Source organism: Pseudomonas arcuscaelestis, from assembly GCF_016881005.1.
GTDB classification, from domain to species: domain Bacteria; phylum Pseudomonadota; class Gammaproteobacteria; order Pseudomonadales; family Pseudomonadaceae; genus Aquipseudomonas; species Aquipseudomonas arcuscaelestis.
In genome coordinates this window covers 144,609-163,808 of the sequence record NZ_JACOPV010000017.1, presented here as the reverse complement: position 1 = coordinate 163,808, position 19,200 = coordinate 144,609, and the positions used below count along the sequence as shown (strand labels likewise).

Sequence of the window (19,200 nt, the reverse complement as noted above, 5' to 3'; positions counted from 1 at the left end):
TGGCTGGACGCATTATCGACTGCAAATCCAAAGTGGTGATCACCGCTGACGAAGGTCTGCGTGGTGGTCGTCGTACGCCGCTCAAGGCCAATGTCGACCTGGCGCTGACCAACCCGGAAACCGCCAGCGTGCAGAAGATCATCGTGTGCAAGCGCACCGGCGGTGACATTGCCTGGCACCAACATCGTGATATCTGGTACGAAGACCTGATGAAGGTCGCCTCCAGCCACTGTGCACCAAAAGAGATGGGTGCCGAAGAGGCGCTGTTCATCCTTTACACCTCAGGTTCCACCGGTAAGCCAAAAGGTGTGCTGCACACCACTGGTGGCTACATGGTGTACGCGGCATTGACGCACGAGCGGGTGTTCGACTATCGCCCGGGTGAAGTCTACTGGTGCACCGCCGACGTCGGCTGGGTCACCGGCCACAGCTACATTGTCTATGGTCCGCTGGCCAATGGTGCTACCACGGTACTGTTCGAAGGTGTACCGAACTATCCGGATATCACCCGTGTGTCGAAGATCATCGACAAGCACAAGGTCAATATTCTCTACACCGCTCCAACTGCTATCCGCGCAATGATGGCTGAAGGTCAGGCTGCTGTTGCCGGCGCCGATGGTTCAAGCTTGCGCCTGCTCGGTTCGGTGGGTGAGCCGATCAACCCGGAAGCCTGGAACTGGTACTACCAGACTGTTGGCAAGGAGCGTTGCCCGATTGTTGATACCTGGTGGCAGACCGAGACTGGCGGTGTTCTGATCAGCCCGTTGCCGGGTGCCACGGCCCTCAAGCCAGGTTCGGCGACCCGTCCATTCTTTGGTGTGGTGCCGGCCCTGGTGGATAACCTCGGCAACCTGATCGATGGCGCTGCCGAAGGCAACCTGGTGATCCTCGACTCCTGGCCAGGTCAGTCGCGTTCGCTGTACGGTGACCACGATCGCTTCGTCGACACCTACTTCAAGACGTTCCGTGGCATGTACTTCACCGGTGACGGCGCTCGCCGTGACGAAGACGGTTATTACTGGATCACCGGTCGCGTCGATGACGTGCTCAACGTATCGGGCCACCGCATGGGTACTGCCGAGATCGAAAGCGCTATGGTTGCGCACCCGAAAGTGGCTGAGGCTGCGGTGGTTGGCGTGCCTCACGACATCAAGGGTCAAGGTATCTACGTGTACGTGACCCTCAACGGTGGCGAGGAGCCGAGCGAGGCGTTGCGCCTGGAGCTGAAAAACTGGGTGCGCAAGGAAATTGGCCCGATTGCTTCCCCGGATGTCATTCAGTGGGCGCCTGGCCTGCCGAAGACCCGTTCGGGCAAGATTATGCGCCGCATTCTGCGCAAGATCGCCACGGCTGAGTACGATGGCTTGGGTGATATCTCGACACTGGCCGATCCGGGAGTGGTTCAGCAATTGATCGATACCCATAAGGATATGAGCAAGGTTTGCGCCTAAAGGTATCGCTGTGCAGGTTAGCTCCCACGCCTGGGAGCTAACCTGCCCAAGCGCCACAAAGCCCCGTCAGGCAGTGCCTGCGGGGCTTTGTGCTTTCTGTTACTCCGACAATCATCGGTAACCAATCTGTCACCGGTGCTGGCCGGTAACGGGGCCAAGGGAAACACTAACGGTCGATTTCGGTGCAATCACGGCGGCAAATTGAGCCCGCTGAAAGGCTACACTTGCCGGATTAGAAGGCTTTGCCAATAATAGGCCCGCTTATTGCTTCATTGATTGGTTATTTGTCTTTTGCTTTTGCATATTCTGCGAAAGCTGTCAATATCTCCGCCCCTTGGTTCCTGCGCTTCTATAACTAGTTGTCGCATTGAGGAAACATCGGCTTCGGAGCTGTCGCTAAAATGCCGATCACTCGCTCGTGGTGTGTCAGACGTTTCGTCGACCCTGCGCAGCTCGCGTTGTACCCATTCGCAAATTGGGCAGTTGTTATCCGCTGCCTCGTATTGCCCTTTACCGATGGAGTTCCAGATGAAGAAACTCGCACTGCTTGGCGCACTGGCGCTGTCCGTGTTTTCCCTGGCATCGCTGGCTGATGAGAAACCGCTGAAAATCGGTATCGAGGCCGCTTACCCACCGTTCGCCTCGAAAGCGCCCGATGGCAGCATCGTTGGCTTCGACTACGACATCGGCAACGCCTTGTGCGAAGAGCTGAAGGTCAAGTGTACTTGGGTCGAGCAAGAGTTCGACGGCCTGATCCCAGCACTCAAAGTGCGCAAGATCGACGCCATTCTCTCGTCCATGTCGATCACTGAAGACCGCAAGAAGTCCGTGGACTTCACCGGTAAGTACTACCTGACCCCAGCGCGTCTGGTGATGAAGGAAGGCACCACCGTCAGCGACAATCTGTCCGAGCTCAAGGGCAAGAAAATTGGTGTGCAGCGTGGCTCGATCCACGATCGTTTCGCCAAGGAAGTCCTGGCTCCTCAAGGTGCCACCATCGTTCCTTACGGCACCCAGAACGAAATCTATCTGGACGTAGCGGCGGGTCGTCTGGATGGCACCGTGGCCGATGCTACGCTGCTTGAAGACGGCTTCCTGAAGACTGACGCTGGCAAGGGCTACGCCTTCGTTGGTCCGTCCTTTACCGATGTGAAGTACTTCGGTGACGGCGTCGGCATTGCCGTACGCAAGGGCGACAAGGCCAACCTGGATCGTATCAACGCTGCCATCGCCGGTATCCGTGCCAATGGCAAGTACAAGCAGATCCAGGACAAGTACTTCAACTTCGACATCTACGGCCCTGAAGCCAAGTAAATCGTCGACGTGACACCTGTGTAATGGTGCAAGCAGCAGAGACTCTGAGGTTTGCACCATTTTTTCATCCCAAAGGTCGAGGACCTCATTATGTTGAAAGGCTACGGGGCAGTTATCCTCGACGGCGTGTGGCTTACGCTGCAGCTTGCCTTGTCGTCTATGGCCCTTGCCATTGTACTCGGCCTTATCGGTGTATCCCTGCGTCTGTCGCCAGTGCGCTGGCTGGCCTGGCTGGGCGACCTGTATTCCACGGTAATCCGCGGGATTCCCGACCTGGTACTGATCCTGCTGATCTTCTACGGTGGTCAGGACCTGCTTAATCGCGTCGCACCGCTGCTCGGTTACGACGACTACATTGATCTCAATCCGCTGGTAGCGGGCGTCGGCACCCTGGGTTTTATTTTTGGTGCCTACCTTTCAGAGACATTTCGCGGCGCTTTCATGGCCATTCCCAAAGGGCAGGCCGAGGCCGGCGTGGCGTATGGCATGAGCAGTCTGCAGGTGTTTTTCAGGGTCATGGTGCCGCAGATGATTCGCCTGGCCATTCCAGGTTTCACCAACAATTGGCTGGTTCTGACCAAGGCTACGGCACTGATTTCCGTAGTCGGTCTGCAGGATATGATGTTCAAGGCCAAGCAGGCAGCGGATGCCACGCGTGAACCTTTCACCTTCTACCTGGCGGTCGCAGCCCTTTACCTGGTGATCACCAGTGTCTCGCTGCTGGCCCTGCGTTACCTCGAGAAGCGCTACTCGGTTGGCGTAAAGGCGGCTGATCTATGATTTTCGACTACAACGTCATCTGGGAAGCGATGCCCCTGTATCTGGGTGGTTTGCTGACTACCCTCAAGTTGCTGGCGCTGTCGCTGTTCTTCGGTTTGCTGACGGCCATCCCACTGGGGTTGATGCGCGTTTCCAAGCAGCCGCTGGTCAACCTGACTGCCTGGCTCTACACCTATGTGATTCGCGGCACGCCGATGCTGGTGCAGTTGTTCCTGATCTACTACGGACTGGCTCAATTCGAGGCGGTGCGTGAGAGCTTCCTGTGGCCGTGGCTGTCCAGCGCAACCTTCTGTGCTTGCCTGGCCTTTGCCATCAATACCAGTGCCTACACCGCGGAAATCATAGCCGGCAGCCTCAGGGCTACGCCGCACGGCGAGATCGAGGCGGCCAAGGCCATGGGCATGTCGCGGGTCAAGATGTATCGCCGCATCCTGCTGCCGTCGGCGTTGCGCCGGGCTCTGCCGCAGTACAGCAACGAAGTGATCATGATGCTGCAAACCACCAGTCTGGCGTCGATCGTTACCCTGATTGACATCACTGGCGCAGCGCGCACGGTCAATGCCCAGTATTACCTGCCGTTCGAAGCCTACATCACTGCCGGCGTGTTCTATCTGTGCCTGACGTTCATTCTGGTACGCCTGTTCAAGTTGGCCGAGCGCCGCTGGCTTGGCTACCTGGCGCCGCGCAAGGGCTAAGGCCTGCGGTAACTTTTTTGCCCTGGGCGTTAGCTCAAGACTGACAGCTTTGTGAGAACCGACAGCATGTACAAACTTCAAGTCCAAGACCTGCATAAACGCTATGGCAGTCACGAAGTGCTCAAGGGCGTGTCCCTGGCCGCAAAGGCGGGCGACGTGATCAGCATCATCGGCTCCAGTGGTTCGGGCAAAAGTACTTTCCTGCGTTGCATTAACCTGCTTGAGCAGCCGCATGCAGGCAAGATCCTGCTCAACAACGAAGAGCTCAAGTTGGTGGCCAACAAGGACGGCGCGCTGAAAGCGGCCGATCCCAAGCAGTTGCAGCGCATGCGCTCGCGCCTGTCGATGGTGTTTCAGCACTTCAATCTGTGGTCGCACATGACCGCACTGGAAAACATCATCGAAGCACCGGTTCACGTGCTCGGCATGTCGAAAAAGGATGCCTTGGAAAAAGCCGAGCATTACCTGGCCAAGGTCGGTGTGTCGCATCGCAAGGATGCCTATCCTGGGCATATGTCCGGTGGTGAGCAGCAGCGTGTAGCCATTGCCCGTGCGCTGGCGATGGAGCCGGAGGTCATGCTGTTCGACGAACCTACCTCGGCGCTCGACCCCGAACTGGTCGGTGATGTGCTCAAGGTCATGCAGTCGCTGGCCCAGGAAGGCCGGACCATGGTGGTTGTCACGCACGAAATGGGCTTTGCCCGCGAAGTGTCGAACCAGTTGGTGTTCCTGCACAAAGGCCTGGTGGAGGAAACCGGTAACCCGCGCGAAGTGCTGGTCAATCCGCAGTCCGAGCGCCTGCAGCAATTCCTTTCGGGCAGCCTGAAGTAAGATTGCTGTTTTGCACCAAAATGGGTCATGCTGCGAGCTGATCGCAGCCTGACCGGGCTTTATCTTCTTGACCTCTCTCAGGTTTCGGACCGCACTCAATGACCACCCAGCGAATCGGTTTTCTCATCTGGCCAAGTACCAAAGCCCTGACCCTGGCGCTGGCTGAGGAGGTTTTGCGGGTTGCTCAAAGGGTGCATCCAGAGGTGGTCTATGAGTTGTCGTTCCTGCAGGCCGAGCCCGCCGTTGAAGGTGCCTGGCGTCTGCCGGGTGAGCCTTGGGCGGGGCGCCTGGAAGGTTGCCAGAAGTTGTTTTTGCTGGCGGATGAGCCACCTGTGGCGGTGGCCTCTGGACTGGCCAGCGCTCTCAAGCAACTGGCGCGTGCCGGTTGTGTTGTCGGCGGCCTGTCGGCAGGGGTTTATCCGTTGGCGCAGTTGGGCTTGCTCGAGGGCTACCGTGCAGCGGTGCACTGGCGTTGGCAGGATGATTTTGCTGAACGCTTTCCCAAGGTGATTGCCACCAGTCATCTGTTCGACTGGGACCGTGATCGTCTGACGGCTTGTGGCGGGATGTCGGTTATCGACTTGCTGTTGGCAGTACTGGCTCGCGACCATGGCGCGGAACTTGCGGGTGCGGTGTCTGAAGAGTTGGTGGTCGAGCGAATCCGCGAGGGTGGTGAGCGTCAGCGCATTCCGTTGCAGAATCGCCTGGGGTCGAGTCACCCGAAGTTGACCCAGGCCGTGTTGCTGATGGAGGCCAACATCGAAGAGCCGTTGACCACTGATGAAATAGCCCAGCACGTGTGCGTGTCGCGGCGCCAGTTGGAGCGCATCTTCAAGCAATACCTCAATCGCGTACCCAGCCAGTATTACCTTGAACTGCGTCTTAACAAGGCGCGACAGATGTTGATGCAGACCAGCAAGTCGATCATCCAGATTGGCTTGTCCTGTGGTTTCTCCTCTGGGCCGCACTTCTCCAGTGCTTATCGCAACTTCTTTGGCGCAACGCCACGTGAAGACCGTAACCAGCGACGAAGCAGCAGTCCTTTCGAGTTGTCCTCGGTGCCTGCTGAACGCGGCTGACGTTTTAATCGCCTCGCGGTGCGGTCCCGGGTTTTGGTCGAACTGGACAGGGTGGGAGCCTGCAACTGATCCATCAGAACAGAATCTCCCACCCATCCCACGCACCGTTTAAACTGCGCCTTTGCGACCCTATTTGTCGCATTGCCGAAAGCCTTGGTAAAACAGGGTTTGGCGCTATAAGAAGTTGTCGCTTGGCGACAAGGTAGCGCGCCAATCTGTCCTTACAATCCCCCCATCGCTCGCCAGTTCCAGGCAGGCGTTCCTCTTCAGGAGACTCCGATGTCCGTTGAGCAAGCTCCGGTGCAACGCGCCGATTTCGACCAGGTAATGGTCCCCAATTACGCACCGGCGGCTTTCATCCCCGTTCGTGGTGCGGGCTCCCGAGTCTGGGATCAGTCGGGCCGCGAGCTGATCGACTTCGCCGGCGGGATTGCCGTTAACGTTCTGGGACATGCTCATCCGGCGCTGGTCAACGCGCTGACCGAGCAGGCCAATAAACTGTGGCATGTGTCGAACGTGTTCACCAACGAGCCGGCCTTGCAGTTGGCCCACAAGCTGGTCGACGCCACATTCGCCGAGCGCGCGTTCTTCTGCAACTCCGGGGCTGAAGCCAACGAGGCCGCCTTCAAGCTGGCCCGTCGCGTAGCCCATGACCGTTTCGGTCCGGAAAAGCATGAGATCATTGCGACCGTCAACAGCTTCCACGGTCGCACCTTGTTCACCGTGAGTGTGGGTGGCCAGCCGAAGTATTCCGATGGTTTCGGTCCGAAGATCACCGGCATCAGCCATGTGCCTTACAACGATCTGAAAGCCCTCGAAGCACAAATTTCCGATAAGACCTGCGCCGTCGTGATCGAGCCGATCCAGGGCGAGAGCGGTGTGGTTCCAGCTGATCAGGCCTACCTGGAAGGTGCGCGCGCGCTGTGCGACAAGCACAACGCGCTGCTGATTTTCGACGAAGTGCAAACCGGCGTTGGCCGTACCGGCGAGTTGTTCGCCTACATGCACTACGGTGTAACGCCAGACATCCTGTCCAGTGCCAAGAGCCTGGGTGGTGGCTTCCCGATCGGCGCCATGTTGACCACTGAAGCCCTGGCCAAACACCTGACCGTCGGCACCCACGGCACCACGTACGGCGGCAACCCGCTGGCCTGTGCGGTAGCCAATGCGGTGATGGATGTGGTCAACACCCCTGAGGTGCTGGCTGGCGTGAAGGCCAAGCACCAGAAGTTCAAGGCTCGCCTGGAGCAGATTGGTGAGAAGTACGGTCTATTCACCCAGGTTCGTGGCATGGGTCTGTTGATTGGCTGCGTGCTGTCCGATGCCTGGAAAGGCAAGGCCAAGGATATTTTCAACGCTGCCGAGCAAGAAGGCTTGATGGTCCTTCAGGCCGGTCCCGACGTTGTGCGTTTCGCCCCAAGCCTGGTGGTCGAAGATGCCGACATCGACGAAGGTCTGGACCGTTTCGAGCGTGCTGCAATAAAACTGACCCAGGCTTGATTGACGCCCAGGTATGTTCATCGGTCCTTCGGGGCCGGTGAATCCGAATTCCAGAGCACGTGCCCAAGGGCGCCTGCTGTTTTTTTCCGTGCTGGCGATGGCTGGCCTGTTTTCCCGAAAGGAGTGACACCATGCTGGTGATGCGCCCCGCGCAAGTGGCTGATCTAGGCGAAGTACAGCGTCTGGCAGCGGACAGCCCCATTGGTGTCACGTCCTTGCCAGATGATGCCGGTCGTTTGAGCGACAAGATTGCCGCCTCAGAGACCTCCTTCGCTGCCGAGGTCAGTTTCAACGGGGAAGAGAGCTACTTCTTTGTCCTTGAAGACAGCATTACCGGCAAGCTGGTCGGCTGCTCGGCGATCGTAGCATCGGCTGGCTATTCCGAGCCGTTCTACAGCTTTCGCAATGAAACCTTTGTGCATGCTTCACGTGAGCTGAAGATCCACAACAAGATACATGTCCTCTCGCAGTGCCACGACTTGACAGGCAACAGTCTGCTCACCAGCTTTTATGTACTGCCGGAGCTGGTCGGTACGGGCTGGTCGGAGCTCAACTCCCGTGGCCGCCTGCTGTTCATGGCTGCGCACCCTGAGCGTTTCGCCGATTCGGTGGTGACCGAAATCGTGGGCTACAGCGATGAGAACGGCGATTCGCCATTTTGGGATGCCATTGGGCGTAACTTCTTTGACCTCAACTATGCCGAAGCCGAGCGTCTGTGTGGTCTGAAAAGCCGGACCTTTCTTGCCGAGCTGATGCCGCATTACCCGATTTACGTACCGCTGCTGCCCGATGCTGCGCAAGAGGCCATGGGCCAGGTGCATCCGCGTGCGCAGATCACCTTCGACATCCTGATGCGTGAAGGCTTCGAGACAGATCACTACATCGACATCTTCGATGGCGGCCCGACACTGCATGCGCGGGTCTCGAGTATCCGCTCGATAGCCCAGAGCCGGGTTGTGCCGGTCAAGCTCGATAGCACGGTGGTTAAGGGCGGACGCCCCTATCTGGTCTGCAACGGCCAACTGCAGGACTACCGTGCCGTCTTGCTGGAGCTCGATTGGGTGCCTGGCAAGCCGGTTACCCTGAGTCTTGAAGCAGCCGAAGCCCTCGGCGTCGGTGATGGCGCCAGCGTGCGCCTGGTTGCGGTTTGATTCCTGCGGCTTGATAGCCGAGCACCCCAGGTCGAGTTTCGCGGTGGCCACAGGTCGCCGCCCGAGGAGATAGCATGATCGTTCGTCCCGTATGCAGCAGCGATTTACCTGCGCTGATCGAGTTGGCGCGCAGCACAGGCACTGGCCTGACAACCTTGCCGGCCAACGAGGAGCGCCTGGCGCACCGGGTCAGTTGGGCTGAGAAGACCTTCCGTGGCGAAGCTGAGCGCGGCGATGCGGACTACCTGTTCGTACTGGAAAACGACGAAGGTGAGGTTGTCGGCATTTCCGCAATTGCCGGCGCTGTCGGCTTGCGGGAGCCTTGGTACAACTACCGTGTTGGCCTGACTGTCAGCGCTTCCCAGGAGCTGAACATTTATCGGGAGATTCCGACGCTGTTCCTGGCCAACGACCTGACCGGCAATTCCGAATTGTGCTCGTTGTTCTTGCGCAGTGACTATCGCACTGGCCTCAACGGTCGCCTGCTGGCCAAGGCACGCATGGTGTTCATCGCCGAGTTTGCCGAGTTGTTCGGCAACAAGATCATCGCCGAGATGCGTGGCATGTCCGACGCGCAGGGGCGCTCGCCCTTCTGGGAGAGCCTGGGGCGACACTTCTTCAAGATGGAATTCAGCCAGGCCGATTACCTTACCGGCGTTGGCAACAAGGCATTCATCGCCGAGTTGATGCCCAAGTTCCCGCTGTACACCTGCTTCCTCTCCGAAGATGCGCGTGGCGTGATCGGTCGTGTGCACACCGACACCGAGCCGGCGTTGGCCATGCTCAAAAGCGAAGGCTTCAGCTATCAGGGCTACGTCGACATCTTCGATGCGGGCCCTGCCGTGGAGTGCGAAACCAGCAAGATCCGCGCGGTGCAGGACAGCCAGGCGCTGGTTCTGGCGGTAGGGACGCCGGGCGACGACGCCACACCATTCCTTATTCATAACCGTAAGCGCGAAGAGTGCCGCATCACTGCGGCACCAGCGCGCCTGGCGGCCGGCACCCTGGTGGTCGATACGTTGACTGCAAAACGCTTGCGCCTGAGTGCCGGTGATCAGGTACGTGCCGTGCCACTGTCTGCTGCCCGGGAGACCAAATAATGACGACTCACTTTATCGCCGGTAGCTGGCAGCCAGGACAAGCTGAAGCGCTGCAATCACTGGACCCGGTCAGTCAGAAGGTAGTCTGGCAAGGGCAAGGAGCCAGCGCTGAACAAGTCGACAGCGCCGTCAAGGCCGCTCGCAAGGCGTTCAGCGGCTGGGCATTGCAGTCGCTGGAAGCACGTATCAGTGTGCTGGAAGCGTTTGCCGCAGCACTCAAGGCCAATGCCGATGAGTTGGCGCGCTGCATCGGTGAAGAAACCGGCAAGCCACTCTGGGAGTCCGCCACCGAAGTGACCAGCATGGTCAACAAGGTGGCGATCTCGGTGCAGAGCTACCGCGAACGTACCGGTGAAAAAAGTGGGCCGCTGGCCGATGCTACCGCCGTGCTGCGGCACAAGCCCCATGGTGTGGTGGCGGTTTTCGGCCCCTACAACTTTCCGGGTCACTTGCCTAACGGCCATATCGTTCCGGCGTTGCTGGCCGGCAATACCGTGGTATTCAAGCCCAGTGAGCTGACCCCGAAAGTTGCCGAGTTGACGGTCAAGTGCTGGATCGAAGCCGGCCTGCCAGCGGGTGTCTTGAGCCTTGTTCAGGGTGCCCGGGAAACGGGTGTCGCCCTGGCTGCCCATTCGGGTATCGACGGGTTGTTCTTCACTGGCTCCAGCCGTACCGGCAACCTGCTGCACCAACAGTTTGCCGGACGCCCGGACAAAATCCTGGCGCTGGAGATGGGCGGCAACAACCCGCTGGTGGTGGATGAGGTCAAAGACCTGGATGCTGCCGTCTACACCATTATCCAGTCGGCCTTCATCTCGGCGGGTCAGCGCTGCACCTGTGCTCGCCGCCTGCTGGTGCCGCAAGGTGCGTGGGGTGATTCGCTGGTCAAGCGTCTGGTCGAGGTGTGCAAAAACATTACTGTCGGCGCTTTCGATCAACAGCCTGCGCCGTTCATGGGCTCGGTTATCTCGCTCACTGCAGCCAAGGCGTTGCTCGATGCCCAGGCGCAGTTACTGGGCAATGGGGGGATCTCGCTGCTGGAAATGACTCAGCCACAAGCGTCGGCGGCCCTGCTGACGCCGGGTATCGTTGATGTCACCGCAGTTGCAGATCGCCCTGACGAAGAGTTTTTCGGGCCGCTGCTGCAGGTGATTCGCTACAGCGACTTTGATGCGGCAATTGCCGAGGCCAACAATACCCAGTACGGCCTTGCTGCGGGCCTGCTGTCCGACTCTCACGCGCGCTACCAGTACTTCTGGCTGCAAAGCCGTGCCGGCATCGTCAACTGGAACAAACAACTGACCGGCGCCGCCAGCAGCGCACCTTTTGGTGGGGTGGGCGCCAGCGGCAACCATCGCGCCAGTGCTTACTATGCGGCGGATTACTGCGCATACCCGGTAGCCTCGCTGGAGACCGCCAGCCTGACGCTGCCTGCCACGCTGACGCCAGGCGTCTCCCTATAACAAAAGGTCCACGGAGCCTTGCCGATGAAATCGTTTGAAGTGAACTTTGATGGTCTGGTGGGACCGACGCATAACTACGGCGGGCTGTCCTACGGTAACGTTGCCTCGCAAAGCAACAGCCAGCAGGGCTCCAAACCGCGCGAAGCTGCGCTCCAGGGCCTGGCGAAGATGAAAGCGCTGATGGAAATGGGCTTCCAGCAAGGTGTTCTTGCACCGCAGGAGCGCCCGGACGTTGCTGCTCTGCGCCGCCTGGGATTCTCTGGTAGTGATGCCGAAGTCATCCAGCGCGCCGCGAAAGAAGCCATGCCGTTGCTGGTTGCCAGTTGCTCGGCGTCGAGCATGTGGGTCGCCAACGCCGCCACGGTAAGTCCAAGTGCCGATACGGCCGATGGTCGCGTGCATTTCACCGCCGCCAACCTCAATTGCAAGTATCACCGCAGTATTGAACACCCGACCACCAGTCGTGTACTTGGGGCAATGTTCGCTGACAGCAAACACTTCGCTCACCATGCCGCGCTGCCTGCGGTGGCTCAGTTCGGTGATGAAGGTGCTGCCAACCATACTCGTTTCTGTCGCAGTTACGGCGAAGCTGGCGTGGAGTTCTTCGTCTACGGTCGCAGTGCTTTTGACAACCGCTATCCAGCACCGCAGAAATACCCGGCACGCCAGACCCTCGAAGCATCCCAGGCGGTCGCCCGCTTGCATGGCCTGAGTGAGGACGGTGTTGTTTTCGGCCAGCAGAATCCTGCGGTGATCGATCAGGGCGTGTTCCATAACGACGTAATCGCCGTGGGCAACGGCGAGGTGCTTTTCTACCACGAAGACGCCTTCCTCGAGACCGAGGCGATGCTTGGCCAACTGCAGGCTAAACTGGCTAAACGGGGTGGCAACTTCAAGGCGATCTGTGTGCCACGCTCGGCTGTAACGGTAGAGGACGCTGTGCGCTCATACCTGTTCAACAGCCAGCTGTTGTCCCGCGCCGACGGTTCGATGCTGCTGATCGTGCCTGAAGAATGCCGCAACAACGAGCGGGTCTGGGCTTACCTGGCGAGTTTGACCAGCCAGGGTGGCCCGGTTGGCGAGGTCAAGGTTTTCGACCTCAAGCAGAGCATGCAGAACGGCGGTGGCCCAGCTTGCCTGCGTTTGCGCGTAGCACTGAAAGAAACTGAACTGGCAGCGGTCAATCCAGGGGTTATCATGACGCCTTCGCTGTACGACACCCTGACCCAGTGGGTCGACAAGCACTACCGCGATCGTCTGGTTGAATCCGACCTGGCTGATCCGCAGTTGTTGCTGGAGTGTCGTGCTGCGCTGGACGAGCTGACCCAGATCCTGAAACTGGGTTCGGTTTATCCGTTCCAACTCCAACCTTGATAGAGAATTCGACTATGTCCGACGCCCTGCGGCTGATCCTTGAAGATGAAGATGGTACCCAGCTGGAAACTTCCTGCACCCGCTTTGCGGTGGTCTGGCAAGGCAAGGAGGTGTGGATCCAGCAGGATGGCCGTGGTCAGTTGCTGATCGGCGTCGACGTCGAAGAAGACGACGAAGAGTACGCCAACCTGCTGCTGCGTCCGCTGGCTACCAACCTGGTGAGCCTGCAGCTGGAAATGGAACCGGCAGATGCCGGCGACGATGAAGATCACGTCCATGGTCCTGATTGCGGCCACCATCACTAAGGAATAGCCCATGCTCGCCCTCGGCAAACTGCTCGAACTGACCCTTGCCGGTCGTGAACCGGCAGAGAAGACCCAGCTGACTGTCGACGGCGTGCGCATGCGCTGGCTCGGAGAGGGCGCGCTTGAAGTGCGTCCTCCAGAGGCGCGTGACAACGGTATGGACCTGCTGCTGTCGGCGGGAATCCATGGCAATGAAACTGCCCCGATCGAGCTGCTCGACGATTTGCTCCACGGTATTGCCGGGGGTGAAATCAAGCCACGGGCCAGAATCCTGTTTCTATTTGGCAACCCCGAGGCAATCCGCAAGGGCGAGCGTTACATCGAGCAGGACGTCAATCGCCTGTTCAATGGTCGGCACGAGCTATCCAGTGGTTCGGAAGCGTTGCGCGCTTGTGAACTTGAGCGTTTGGCTGCGGTTTTTTTCAGTGTGCCCGAGCGTGTCCGGCTGCATTACGATCTGCACACGGCCATTCGTGGCTCGAAGATCGAGCAGTTCGCTTTGTATCCCTTCAAGGACGGCCGCCAGCATTCGCGTCGCGAATTGGCGCGCTTGCGTGCAGCCGGTATGGAGGCCGTACTATTGCAAAGCAAGGCCTCAGTCACCTTTACCGCGTACACCTATGAGCAGTTGGGTGCCGAAGCCTTTACCCTGGAGCTGGGCAAGGCGCGTCCGTTTGGGCAGAACGAGCAGGTCAACCTCGACCGCTTGGAAACACGCCTCAAGCAAATCATCGAAGGCAACGAGCCAGAGGCGCCTGAAGCGCTGGACGGCCTGCAATTGTTCTGCGTGGCACGCGAAATCATCAAGCACAGTGACAGCTTCCACCTGCACCTGCCGGCGGACATCGAGAATTTCTCGGAACTGTCCAAGGGCTACTTGCTGGCCGAAGACTTGGCCAACACGCGCTGGATTGTGGAGGAGGAGGGCGCTCGCATTATCTTCCCCAACCCCAAGGTCAAGAATGGATTGCGCGCGGGGATTCTAGTGGTGCCGACCACGCCCGATCAGTTGGCTTGAATCAAACCCTGTCGGTTCTCAGTTGACCAAGGTAGAAGCGTTGCTTCCACCTCGGCCACTGCCAATCAACCTACGCGTTTTTGCGGTGCTTCGATGCGGCGTATGGCGCGCAACTTCTGTAGTGTGTCGGCGCAGGTCTTCGCGGCCTCGGCGCCTTTCACCAGGAAGTGCTCGAAGTAGAAGTTCTGATGCTCGTCGCCTGCATGGAAGTGATGCGGGGTGAGTACCGCAGAGAACACCGGTACTTCGGTTTCAAGCTGCACCTGCATCAGGCCGCTGATCACCGCCTGGGCTACAAACTCATGGCGATACAGACCACCATCGACGACCAGACCGGCGGCAACGATGCCGGCATAGCGACCAGTACGAGCCAGCAGTTTGGCGTGCAGGGGAATTTCAAAGGCGCCACCGACTTCAAAAAAGTCGATGTCGCTGGCCTGATAGCCCAAAACGAGCATTTCCTCGACGAACGCTTTGCGTGCCTGATCGACAATATCCTTGTGCCAGCAGGCCTGGATAAACGCGATCCGCTCGTGGGAAGGGTTTTTGCTATCGATTGCGGTAGGTTGCATTGAAACGGACTCCTGTTTGTATGAGAAACAGGGCATCTGGATCGAAGGGGACTTCGCCACGCAGGTGCGCAGCGACAGGCACGGCGGTGCCTATCCCGTTCTCTCTTCATCCGGACTATGACCGTCGGCCCCGGAATCACACCGGGTCTGCTGACCTTGCAGGCAAGCCTGCAAGCGCTCGCGGGCTATGCGCATGGTGCGCAATTACCGCCGGTGGGGAATTGCACCCCGCCCTGAGAACGTTGCCACCGGTCGTCGGTGGCAGCGAATTATTAGCACATCTGCCGCTTGAACGTATAGGCTGCTAACGATTTTTTTGTCGGATGAATGCCATTTCATCGAGGAAACCGTTGCAAGCAGTCCAATTGACGGTTTCTATAGCATAAACACACTGCACCCAGGCCTAAGGCCCGATATAATGCGGCCCTTTGCCGTCGTTTCGTCAATTTGACGCAGGCCGCCGTTTCCGTGGAAGAACCTATGAAAAGCGCAGAAATCCGTGAAGCCTTCCTTCGCTTCTTCGAAGAGCAGGGACATACCCGAGTTGCCTCCAGCTCCTTGATTCCGGGCAACGACCCGACCCTGCTGTTCACCAACGCGGGGATGAACCAGTTCAAGGACTGCTTCCTTGGCCAGGAAAAGCGCGCCTACACCCGCGCGACCAGCAGCCAGAAGTGCGTTCGCGCAGGCGGCAAGAACAGCGACCTGGAAAACGTCGGCTACACCGCGCGTCACCATACGTTCTTCGAAATGCTGGGTAACTTCAGCTTCGGTGACTACTTCAAGAAAGACGCAATCACCTATGCCTGGACTTTCCTGACCAAGGTGCTTGGCCTGCCAGAGGAAAAACTCTGGGTGACCGTGTATGCCAGCGACGATGAGGCATACGACATCTGGACCAAGGAAATCGGTGTGCCTGCCGAGCGCATGGTGCGTATTGGTGACAACAAAGGTGCGCCGTACGCGTCCGATAACTTCTGGACCATGGGTGATACCGGCCCGTGCGGTCCTTGCACCGAGATCTTCTACGACCACGGCGCGGACATCTGGGGTGGCCCGCCTGGCTCGCCAGAAGAAGACGGTGATCGCTACATCGAGATCTGGAACAACGTATTCATGCAGTTCAACCGTACTGCCGATGGCGTACTGCACCCGCTGCCAGCACCTTCGGTAGATACCGGCATGGGCCTGGAGCGTATCAGTGCGGTGATGCAGCACGTGCACTCGAACTATGAAATCGATCTGTTCCGCAGCTTGCTCGATGCTTCCGCTGCTGCGATTGGCTGCAAGAACGAGGAGCAGTCGTCGCTCAAGGTGGTGTCCGACCACATTCGTTCCTGCGGTTTCCTGATCGCCGATGGCGTGCTGCCATCGAACGAAGGACGGGGCTATGTGCTGCGTCGCATCATTCGCCGCGCTTGCCGCCACGGCAACAAGTTGGGGGCCACCGGTAGCTTCTTCTACAAGATCGTTGCAGCCCTGGCGACTGAAATGGGCGAAGCCTTCCCCGAGCTCAAACAGCAGCAAGCCAATATCGAGCGCGTGCTCAAAGCTGAAGAAGAGCAGTTCGCCAAGACCCTGGAGCAGGGCCTGAAAATCCTCGAGCAGGATCTGGCCGAACTCAAGGGCAACGTGGTACCGGGTGATGTGGTGTTCAAACTCTACGACACCTACGGTTTCCCGATGGACCTGACTGCCGACATCGCTCGTGAGCGCGAGCTGACCATCGACGAAGAAGGTTTCGAGCGTGAAATGGAAGCGCAGCGTGAGCGCGCGCGTTCCGCCAGTGCCTTCGGCCTGGACTACAACACCCTGGTCAAAGTCGACGTCCCTACCGAGTTCATCGGTTATAGCGCCACTGAAGGCGAGGCGAACATCGTTGCTCTTTATAAGGACGGTAAAGTCGTTGAGCAATTGGGTGAAGGCGAGCAGGGCGTTGTGATTCTCGATCGCACGCCGTTCTATGCCGAGTCCGGCGGCCAGGTGGGTGACACCGGCTACCTGCAGGCTGGCAACATGCGCTTCGATGTGCGCGACACCACCAAGACTGGCGGCGCATTTCTGCACCACGGCCAGGTGGCCAGCGGTACGCTGGTGGTCGGCACCAAGGTTCTGGCCAAGGTCGATGCCGATGTGCAGCACGCCACCTCGCTGAACCATTCGGCTACCCACTTGCTGCATGCTGCCCTGCGTCAGGTGCTGGGTGATCATGTACAGCAGAAAGGCTCGTTGGTTGATAGCCAACGCTTGCGTTTTGACTTCAGCCACTTCGAGGCCGTCAAGCCAGAGCAGCTCAAGGCCCTGGAAGACATCGTCAACCGCGAAGTGCGTAAGAACTCCGAGGTGCAAACCGAAGAGACCGATATCGATACGGCCAAGCAGAAGGGCGCCATGGCGCTGTTCGGTGAGAAGTATGGCGACAGCGTGCGCGTACTGAGCATGGGTGGCGATTTCTCAGTCGAGCTGTGTGGCGGTATCCATGCCAAGCGTACCGGCGATATCGGCCTGCTCAAGATCATCAGCGAAGGGGGTGTTGCTTCCGGTGTGCGCCGTATCGAAGCGGTCACTGGCGAAGCGGCACTGGCTTACCTTAACGCTGCCGAAGAGCAACTCAAGGAAGCTGCGCAACTGGTCAAGGGCAGCCGCGACAATCTGATCGACAAGCTCTCGGCAGTGCTGGAGCGCAACCGTCAGTTGGAAAAACAACTGGAACAACTGCAAGCCAAGGCTGCCAGTGCTGCAGGCGACGATCTGTCCAACTCGGCTGTCGAGGTCAAGGGTGTCAAAGTCCTGGCCGCGCGCCTGGATGGTCAGGACGGCAAGGCGCTGTTGGCGCTGGTCGATCAACTGAAGAACAAACTCGGCCGCGCAGTGATCCTGCTCGGCAGTGTCCATGAGGAAAAGGTTGTATTGGTTGCAGGTGTGACCAAAGACCTGACTGGCCAACTCAAAGCCGGTGATTTGATGAAGCAAGCCGCTGCCGCTGTGGGCGGCAAGGGTGGCGGTCGTCCAGATATGGCGCAAGGCGGTGGCGTTGACGCCGCAGCGCTGGACAACGCGCTGGCCCTGACCGTGCCATTCGTGGAGCAGGGCGTTTAAGACACTCTTCGGCCCGTCGTCTAGTGGCGGGCCGTTGTGTCGTTTGAATGTTTATTGGGTGCCCTTCATGGGCTGAGGCGGCTTTGAAATGGCGTTGATCGTACAGAAATTTGGCGGCACTTCGGTCGGCACGGTCGAGCGAATCGAACAGGTTGCCGACAAGGTCAAGAAATTCCGCGAGGCCGGCGATGATCTGGTGGTCGTGTTGTCGGCGATGAGTGGCGAAACCAATCGCCTGATCGACCTGGCCAAGCAGATCAGCGATCAGCCAGTTCCACGTGAACTGGATGTGATCGTCTCCACTGGCGAGCAGGTAACAATTGCCTTGCTGGCCATGGCATTGATGAAGCGTGGGGTTCCTGCGGTGTCATACACCGGTAACCAGGTGCGCATCCTCACCGATAGTGCGCACAACAAGGCGCGCATCCTGCAGATCGACGATCAGAAAATTCGTGGTGACCTCAAGGCCGGCAAGGTGGTTGTGGTTGCAGGATTCCAGGGCGTCGACGAGCAGGGCAATATCACCACCCTGGGGCGCGGCGGTTCCGACACCACGGGCGTAGCCCTGGCGGCAGCACTGAAGGCTGACGAGTGCCAGATCTACACCGATGTAGACGGTGTCTACACCACCGATCCACGCGTGGTGTCCCAGGCTCAGCGCCTGGACAAGATTACCTTCGAAGAGATGCTGGAGATGGCCAGCCTCGGTTCCAAGGTGCTGCAGATCCGTGCCGTCGAGTTCGCCGGCAAGTACAGCGTTCCGCTGCGCGTACTGCACAGCTTCCAGGAGGGTCCGGGTACCCTCATTACTATTGATGAAGAGGAATCCATGGAACAGCCGATCATTTCCGGCATCGCCTTCAATCGCGATGAGGCCAAGCTGACCATTCGTGGCGTACCGGATACCCCGGGCGTTGCTTTCAAGATCCTCGGCCCGATCAGTGCCGCGAACATTGAAGTCGACATGATCGTGCAGAACGTTTCGCACGATAACACCACTGACTTCACCTTCACCGTGCACCGCAATGACTACGACAAGGCGCACAAAGTTCTGGCAACTACCGCCCAGGAACTCAACGCACGTGAAGTAGTAGGTGATACCAATATTGCCAAGGTCTCGATCGTTGGTGTCGGCATGCGCTCTCACGCAGGTGTCGCTAGCCGCATGTTCGAAGCACTGGCCAAAGAAAGCATCAACATCCAGATGATCTCTACCTCCGAGATCAAAGTCTCGGTGGTGATCGAAGAGAAGTACCTGGAGCTGGCGGTGCGCGCGCTGCACACCGCATTCGAACTGGACGCCCCCGCCCGACAGGGTGAGTAAGGCAATGCCTCAAGGGCGCGGCTTAGCCGCGCCCTTCGCGTTTCTGGCGGGTGTGAGAAATCTGTCGTTTTGCTCGCACTGGTCAATACTTAGGCGTAGGCCTTTAGCCGTCACGGGCTAAAGGCTCAAGCCCTTTTTGCAGAC

General features: G+C 58.7%; 16 protein-coding genes and 1 riboswitch. Of the genes, 15 read left to right on the top strand and 1 reads right to left on the bottom strand.

From position 1 onward, the window contains the following. The 13 genes from acs to astE form a co-directional block, all read left to right on the top strand. The coding region (gene acs, locus H8F21_RS24290) for an acetate--CoA ligase (RefSeq protein ID WP_203585512.1) at positions 1-1,451 on the top strand (1,451 nt) is incomplete at its 5' end. 528 nt (positions 1,452-1,979) lie between these two features. After that, on the top strand, positions 1,980-2,765 hold the full coding sequence (locus H8F21_RS24285) for an ABC transporter substrate-binding protein (RefSeq protein ID WP_203585511.1): 786 nt from the start codon (positions 1,980-1,982) through the stop codon (positions 2,763-2,765). A 90-nt stretch (positions 2,766-2,855) separates the two neighbouring features. Beyond that, entirely contained in the window at positions 2,856-3,545 is a 690-nt protein-coding gene (locus tag H8F21_RS24280; RefSeq protein WP_203475777.1) for an ABC transporter permease, read from the top strand. Next, the gene (locus tag H8F21_RS24275) at positions 3,542-4,240 is read left to right on the top strand and encodes an ABC transporter permease (RefSeq protein WP_136477577.1); all 699 of its coding nucleotides are present in this window, start codon (positions 3,542-3,544) and stop codon (positions 4,238-4,240) included. Before H8F21_RS24280 ends, H8F21_RS24275 begins: the two co-directional genes overlap by 4 nt. 66 nt (positions 4,241-4,306) lie before the next feature. Further along, a complete protein-coding gene (locus tag H8F21_RS24270; protein ID WP_203475776.1) occupies positions 4,307-5,071 on the top strand; it encodes an ABC transporter ATP-binding protein in 765 nt (254 codons plus the stop codon). 98 nt (positions 5,072-5,169) lie between these two features. Next, positions 5,170-6,150: a GlxA family transcriptional regulator gene (argR, locus tag H8F21_RS24265; RefSeq protein WP_203475775.1), complete on the top strand. Its 981-nt coding sequence runs from the start codon at positions 5,170-5,172 to the stop codon at positions 6,148-6,150. Between the two features lie 279 nt (positions 6,151-6,429). Then, positions 6,430-7,650 carry an aspartate aminotransferase family protein gene (locus H8F21_RS24260; protein ID WP_203475774.1) on the top strand — a complete coding sequence of 407 codons (1,221 nt, stop codon included), beginning with the start codon at positions 6,430-6,432 and terminating at the stop codon, positions 7,648-7,650. Between the two features lie 131 nt (positions 7,651-7,781). Next, positions 7,782-8,801 (top strand): arginine/ornithine succinyltransferase subunit alpha, encoded by a 1,020-nt coding sequence (gene aruF / locus H8F21_RS24255; RefSeq protein WP_203475773.1) that lies wholly within the window; start codon positions 7,782-7,784, stop codon positions 8,799-8,801. Positions 8,802-8,875: 74 nt separating this feature from the next. Further along, entirely contained in the window at positions 8,876-9,901 is a 1,026-nt protein-coding gene (gene astA / locus H8F21_RS24250) for an arginine N-succinyltransferase (protein WP_203475772.1), read from the top strand. Further along, entirely contained in the window at positions 9,898-11,364 is a 1,467-nt protein-coding gene (gene astD, locus H8F21_RS24245; protein ID WP_203476424.1) for a succinylglutamate-semialdehyde dehydrogenase, read from the top strand. The genes astA and astD overlap by 4 nt, the downstream gene beginning before the upstream one ends. A 24-nt stretch (positions 11,365-11,388) precedes the next feature. Further along, complete coding sequence (astB, locus tag H8F21_RS24240) at positions 11,389-12,738, top strand: N-succinylarginine dihydrolase (protein ID WP_203475771.1); 1,350 nt, start codon at positions 11,389-11,391, stop codon at positions 12,736-12,738. A 14-nt stretch (positions 12,739-12,752) separates the two neighbouring features. Next, positions 12,753-13,043, top strand: coding sequence for a topoisomerase II (locus H8F21_RS24235; RefSeq protein WP_136477569.1), 291 nt, complete (start codon positions 12,753-12,755; stop codon positions 13,041-13,043). A 10-nt stretch (positions 13,044-13,053) separates the two neighbouring features. Further along, complete coding sequence (gene astE, locus H8F21_RS24230; RefSeq protein WP_203475770.1) at positions 13,054-14,061, top strand: succinylglutamate desuccinylase; 1,008 nt, start codon at positions 13,054-13,056, stop codon at positions 14,059-14,061. Positions 14,062-14,126: 65 nt separating this feature from the next. Here the strand turns inward: astE and H8F21_RS24225 are convergent, their stop codons facing one another. Continuing rightward, positions 14,127-14,633, bottom strand: coding sequence for a 6,7-dimethyl-8-ribityllumazine synthase (locus H8F21_RS24225; RefSeq protein WP_203475769.1), 507 nt, complete (start codon positions 14,631-14,633; stop codon positions 14,127-14,129). Between the two features lie 93 nt (positions 14,634-14,726). Further along, a riboswitch (FMN riboswitch) is annotated at positions 14,727-14,878 on the bottom strand. Between the two features lie 235 nt (positions 14,879-15,113). Between H8F21_RS24225 and alaS the strand changes: the two genes are divergently transcribed. Both alaS and H8F21_RS24215 read left to right on the top strand, forming a co-directional pair. Beyond that, on the top strand, positions 15,114-17,732 hold the full coding sequence (gene alaS / locus H8F21_RS24220; RefSeq protein WP_203475768.1) for an alanine--tRNA ligase: 2,619 nt from the start codon (positions 15,114-15,116) through the stop codon (positions 17,730-17,732). Positions 17,733-17,820: 88 nt separating this feature from the next. Further along, positions 17,821-19,056 (top strand): aspartate kinase, encoded by a 1,236-nt coding sequence (locus tag H8F21_RS24215; RefSeq protein ID WP_136477565.1) that lies wholly within the window; start codon positions 17,821-17,823, stop codon positions 19,054-19,056. Positions 19,057-19,200: the final 144 nt, after the last annotated feature.

Excerpts from the sequence above, each read along its gene's own strand:
- H8F21_RS24285 (WP_203585511.1), top strand. The coding sequence starts at position 1,980 with ATGAAGAAACTCGCACTGCTTGGCGCACTGGCGCTGTCCGTGTTTTCC.
- H8F21_RS24280 (WP_203475777.1), top strand. The coding sequence starts at position 2,856 with ATGTTGAAAGGCTACGGGGCAGTTATCCTCGACGGCGTGTGGCTTACG.
- H8F21_RS24275 (WP_136477577.1), top strand. The coding sequence starts at position 3,542 with ATGATTTTCGACTACAACGTCATCTGGGAAGCGATGCCCCTGTATCTG.
- H8F21_RS24270 (WP_203475776.1), top strand. The coding sequence starts at position 4,307 with ATGTACAAACTTCAAGTCCAAGACCTGCATAAACGCTATGGCAGTCAC.
- argR (WP_203475775.1), top strand. The coding sequence starts at position 5,170 with ATGACCACCCAGCGAATCGGTTTTCTCATCTGGCCAAGTACCAAAGCC.
- H8F21_RS24260 (WP_203475774.1), top strand. The coding sequence starts at position 6,430 with ATGTCCGTTGAGCAAGCTCCGGTGCAACGCGCCGATTTCGACCAGGTA.
- aruF (WP_203475773.1), top strand. The coding sequence starts at position 7,782 with ATGCTGGTGATGCGCCCCGCGCAAGTGGCTGATCTAGGCGAAGTACAG.
- astA (WP_203475772.1), top strand. The coding sequence starts at position 8,876 with ATGATCGTTCGTCCCGTATGCAGCAGCGATTTACCTGCGCTGATCGAG.
- astB (WP_203475771.1), top strand. The coding sequence starts at position 11,389 with ATGAAATCGTTTGAAGTGAACTTTGATGGTCTGGTGGGACCGACGCAT.
- H8F21_RS24235 (WP_136477569.1), top strand. The coding sequence starts at position 12,753 with ATGTCCGACGCCCTGCGGCTGATCCTTGAAGATGAAGATGGTACCCAG.
- astE (WP_203475770.1), top strand. The coding sequence starts at position 13,054 with ATGCTCGCCCTCGGCAAACTGCTCGAACTGACCCTTGCCGGTCGTGAA.
- H8F21_RS24225 (WP_203475769.1), bottom strand. The coding sequence starts at position 14,633 with ATGCAACCTACCGCAATCGATAGCAAAAACCCTTCCCACGAGCGGATC.
- alaS (WP_203475768.1), top strand. The coding sequence starts at position 15,114 with ATGAAAAGCGCAGAAATCCGTGAAGCCTTCCTTCGCTTCTTCGAAGAG.
- H8F21_RS24215 (WP_136477565.1), top strand. The coding sequence starts at position 17,821 with ATGGCGTTGATCGTACAGAAATTTGGCGGCACTTCGGTCGGCACGGTC.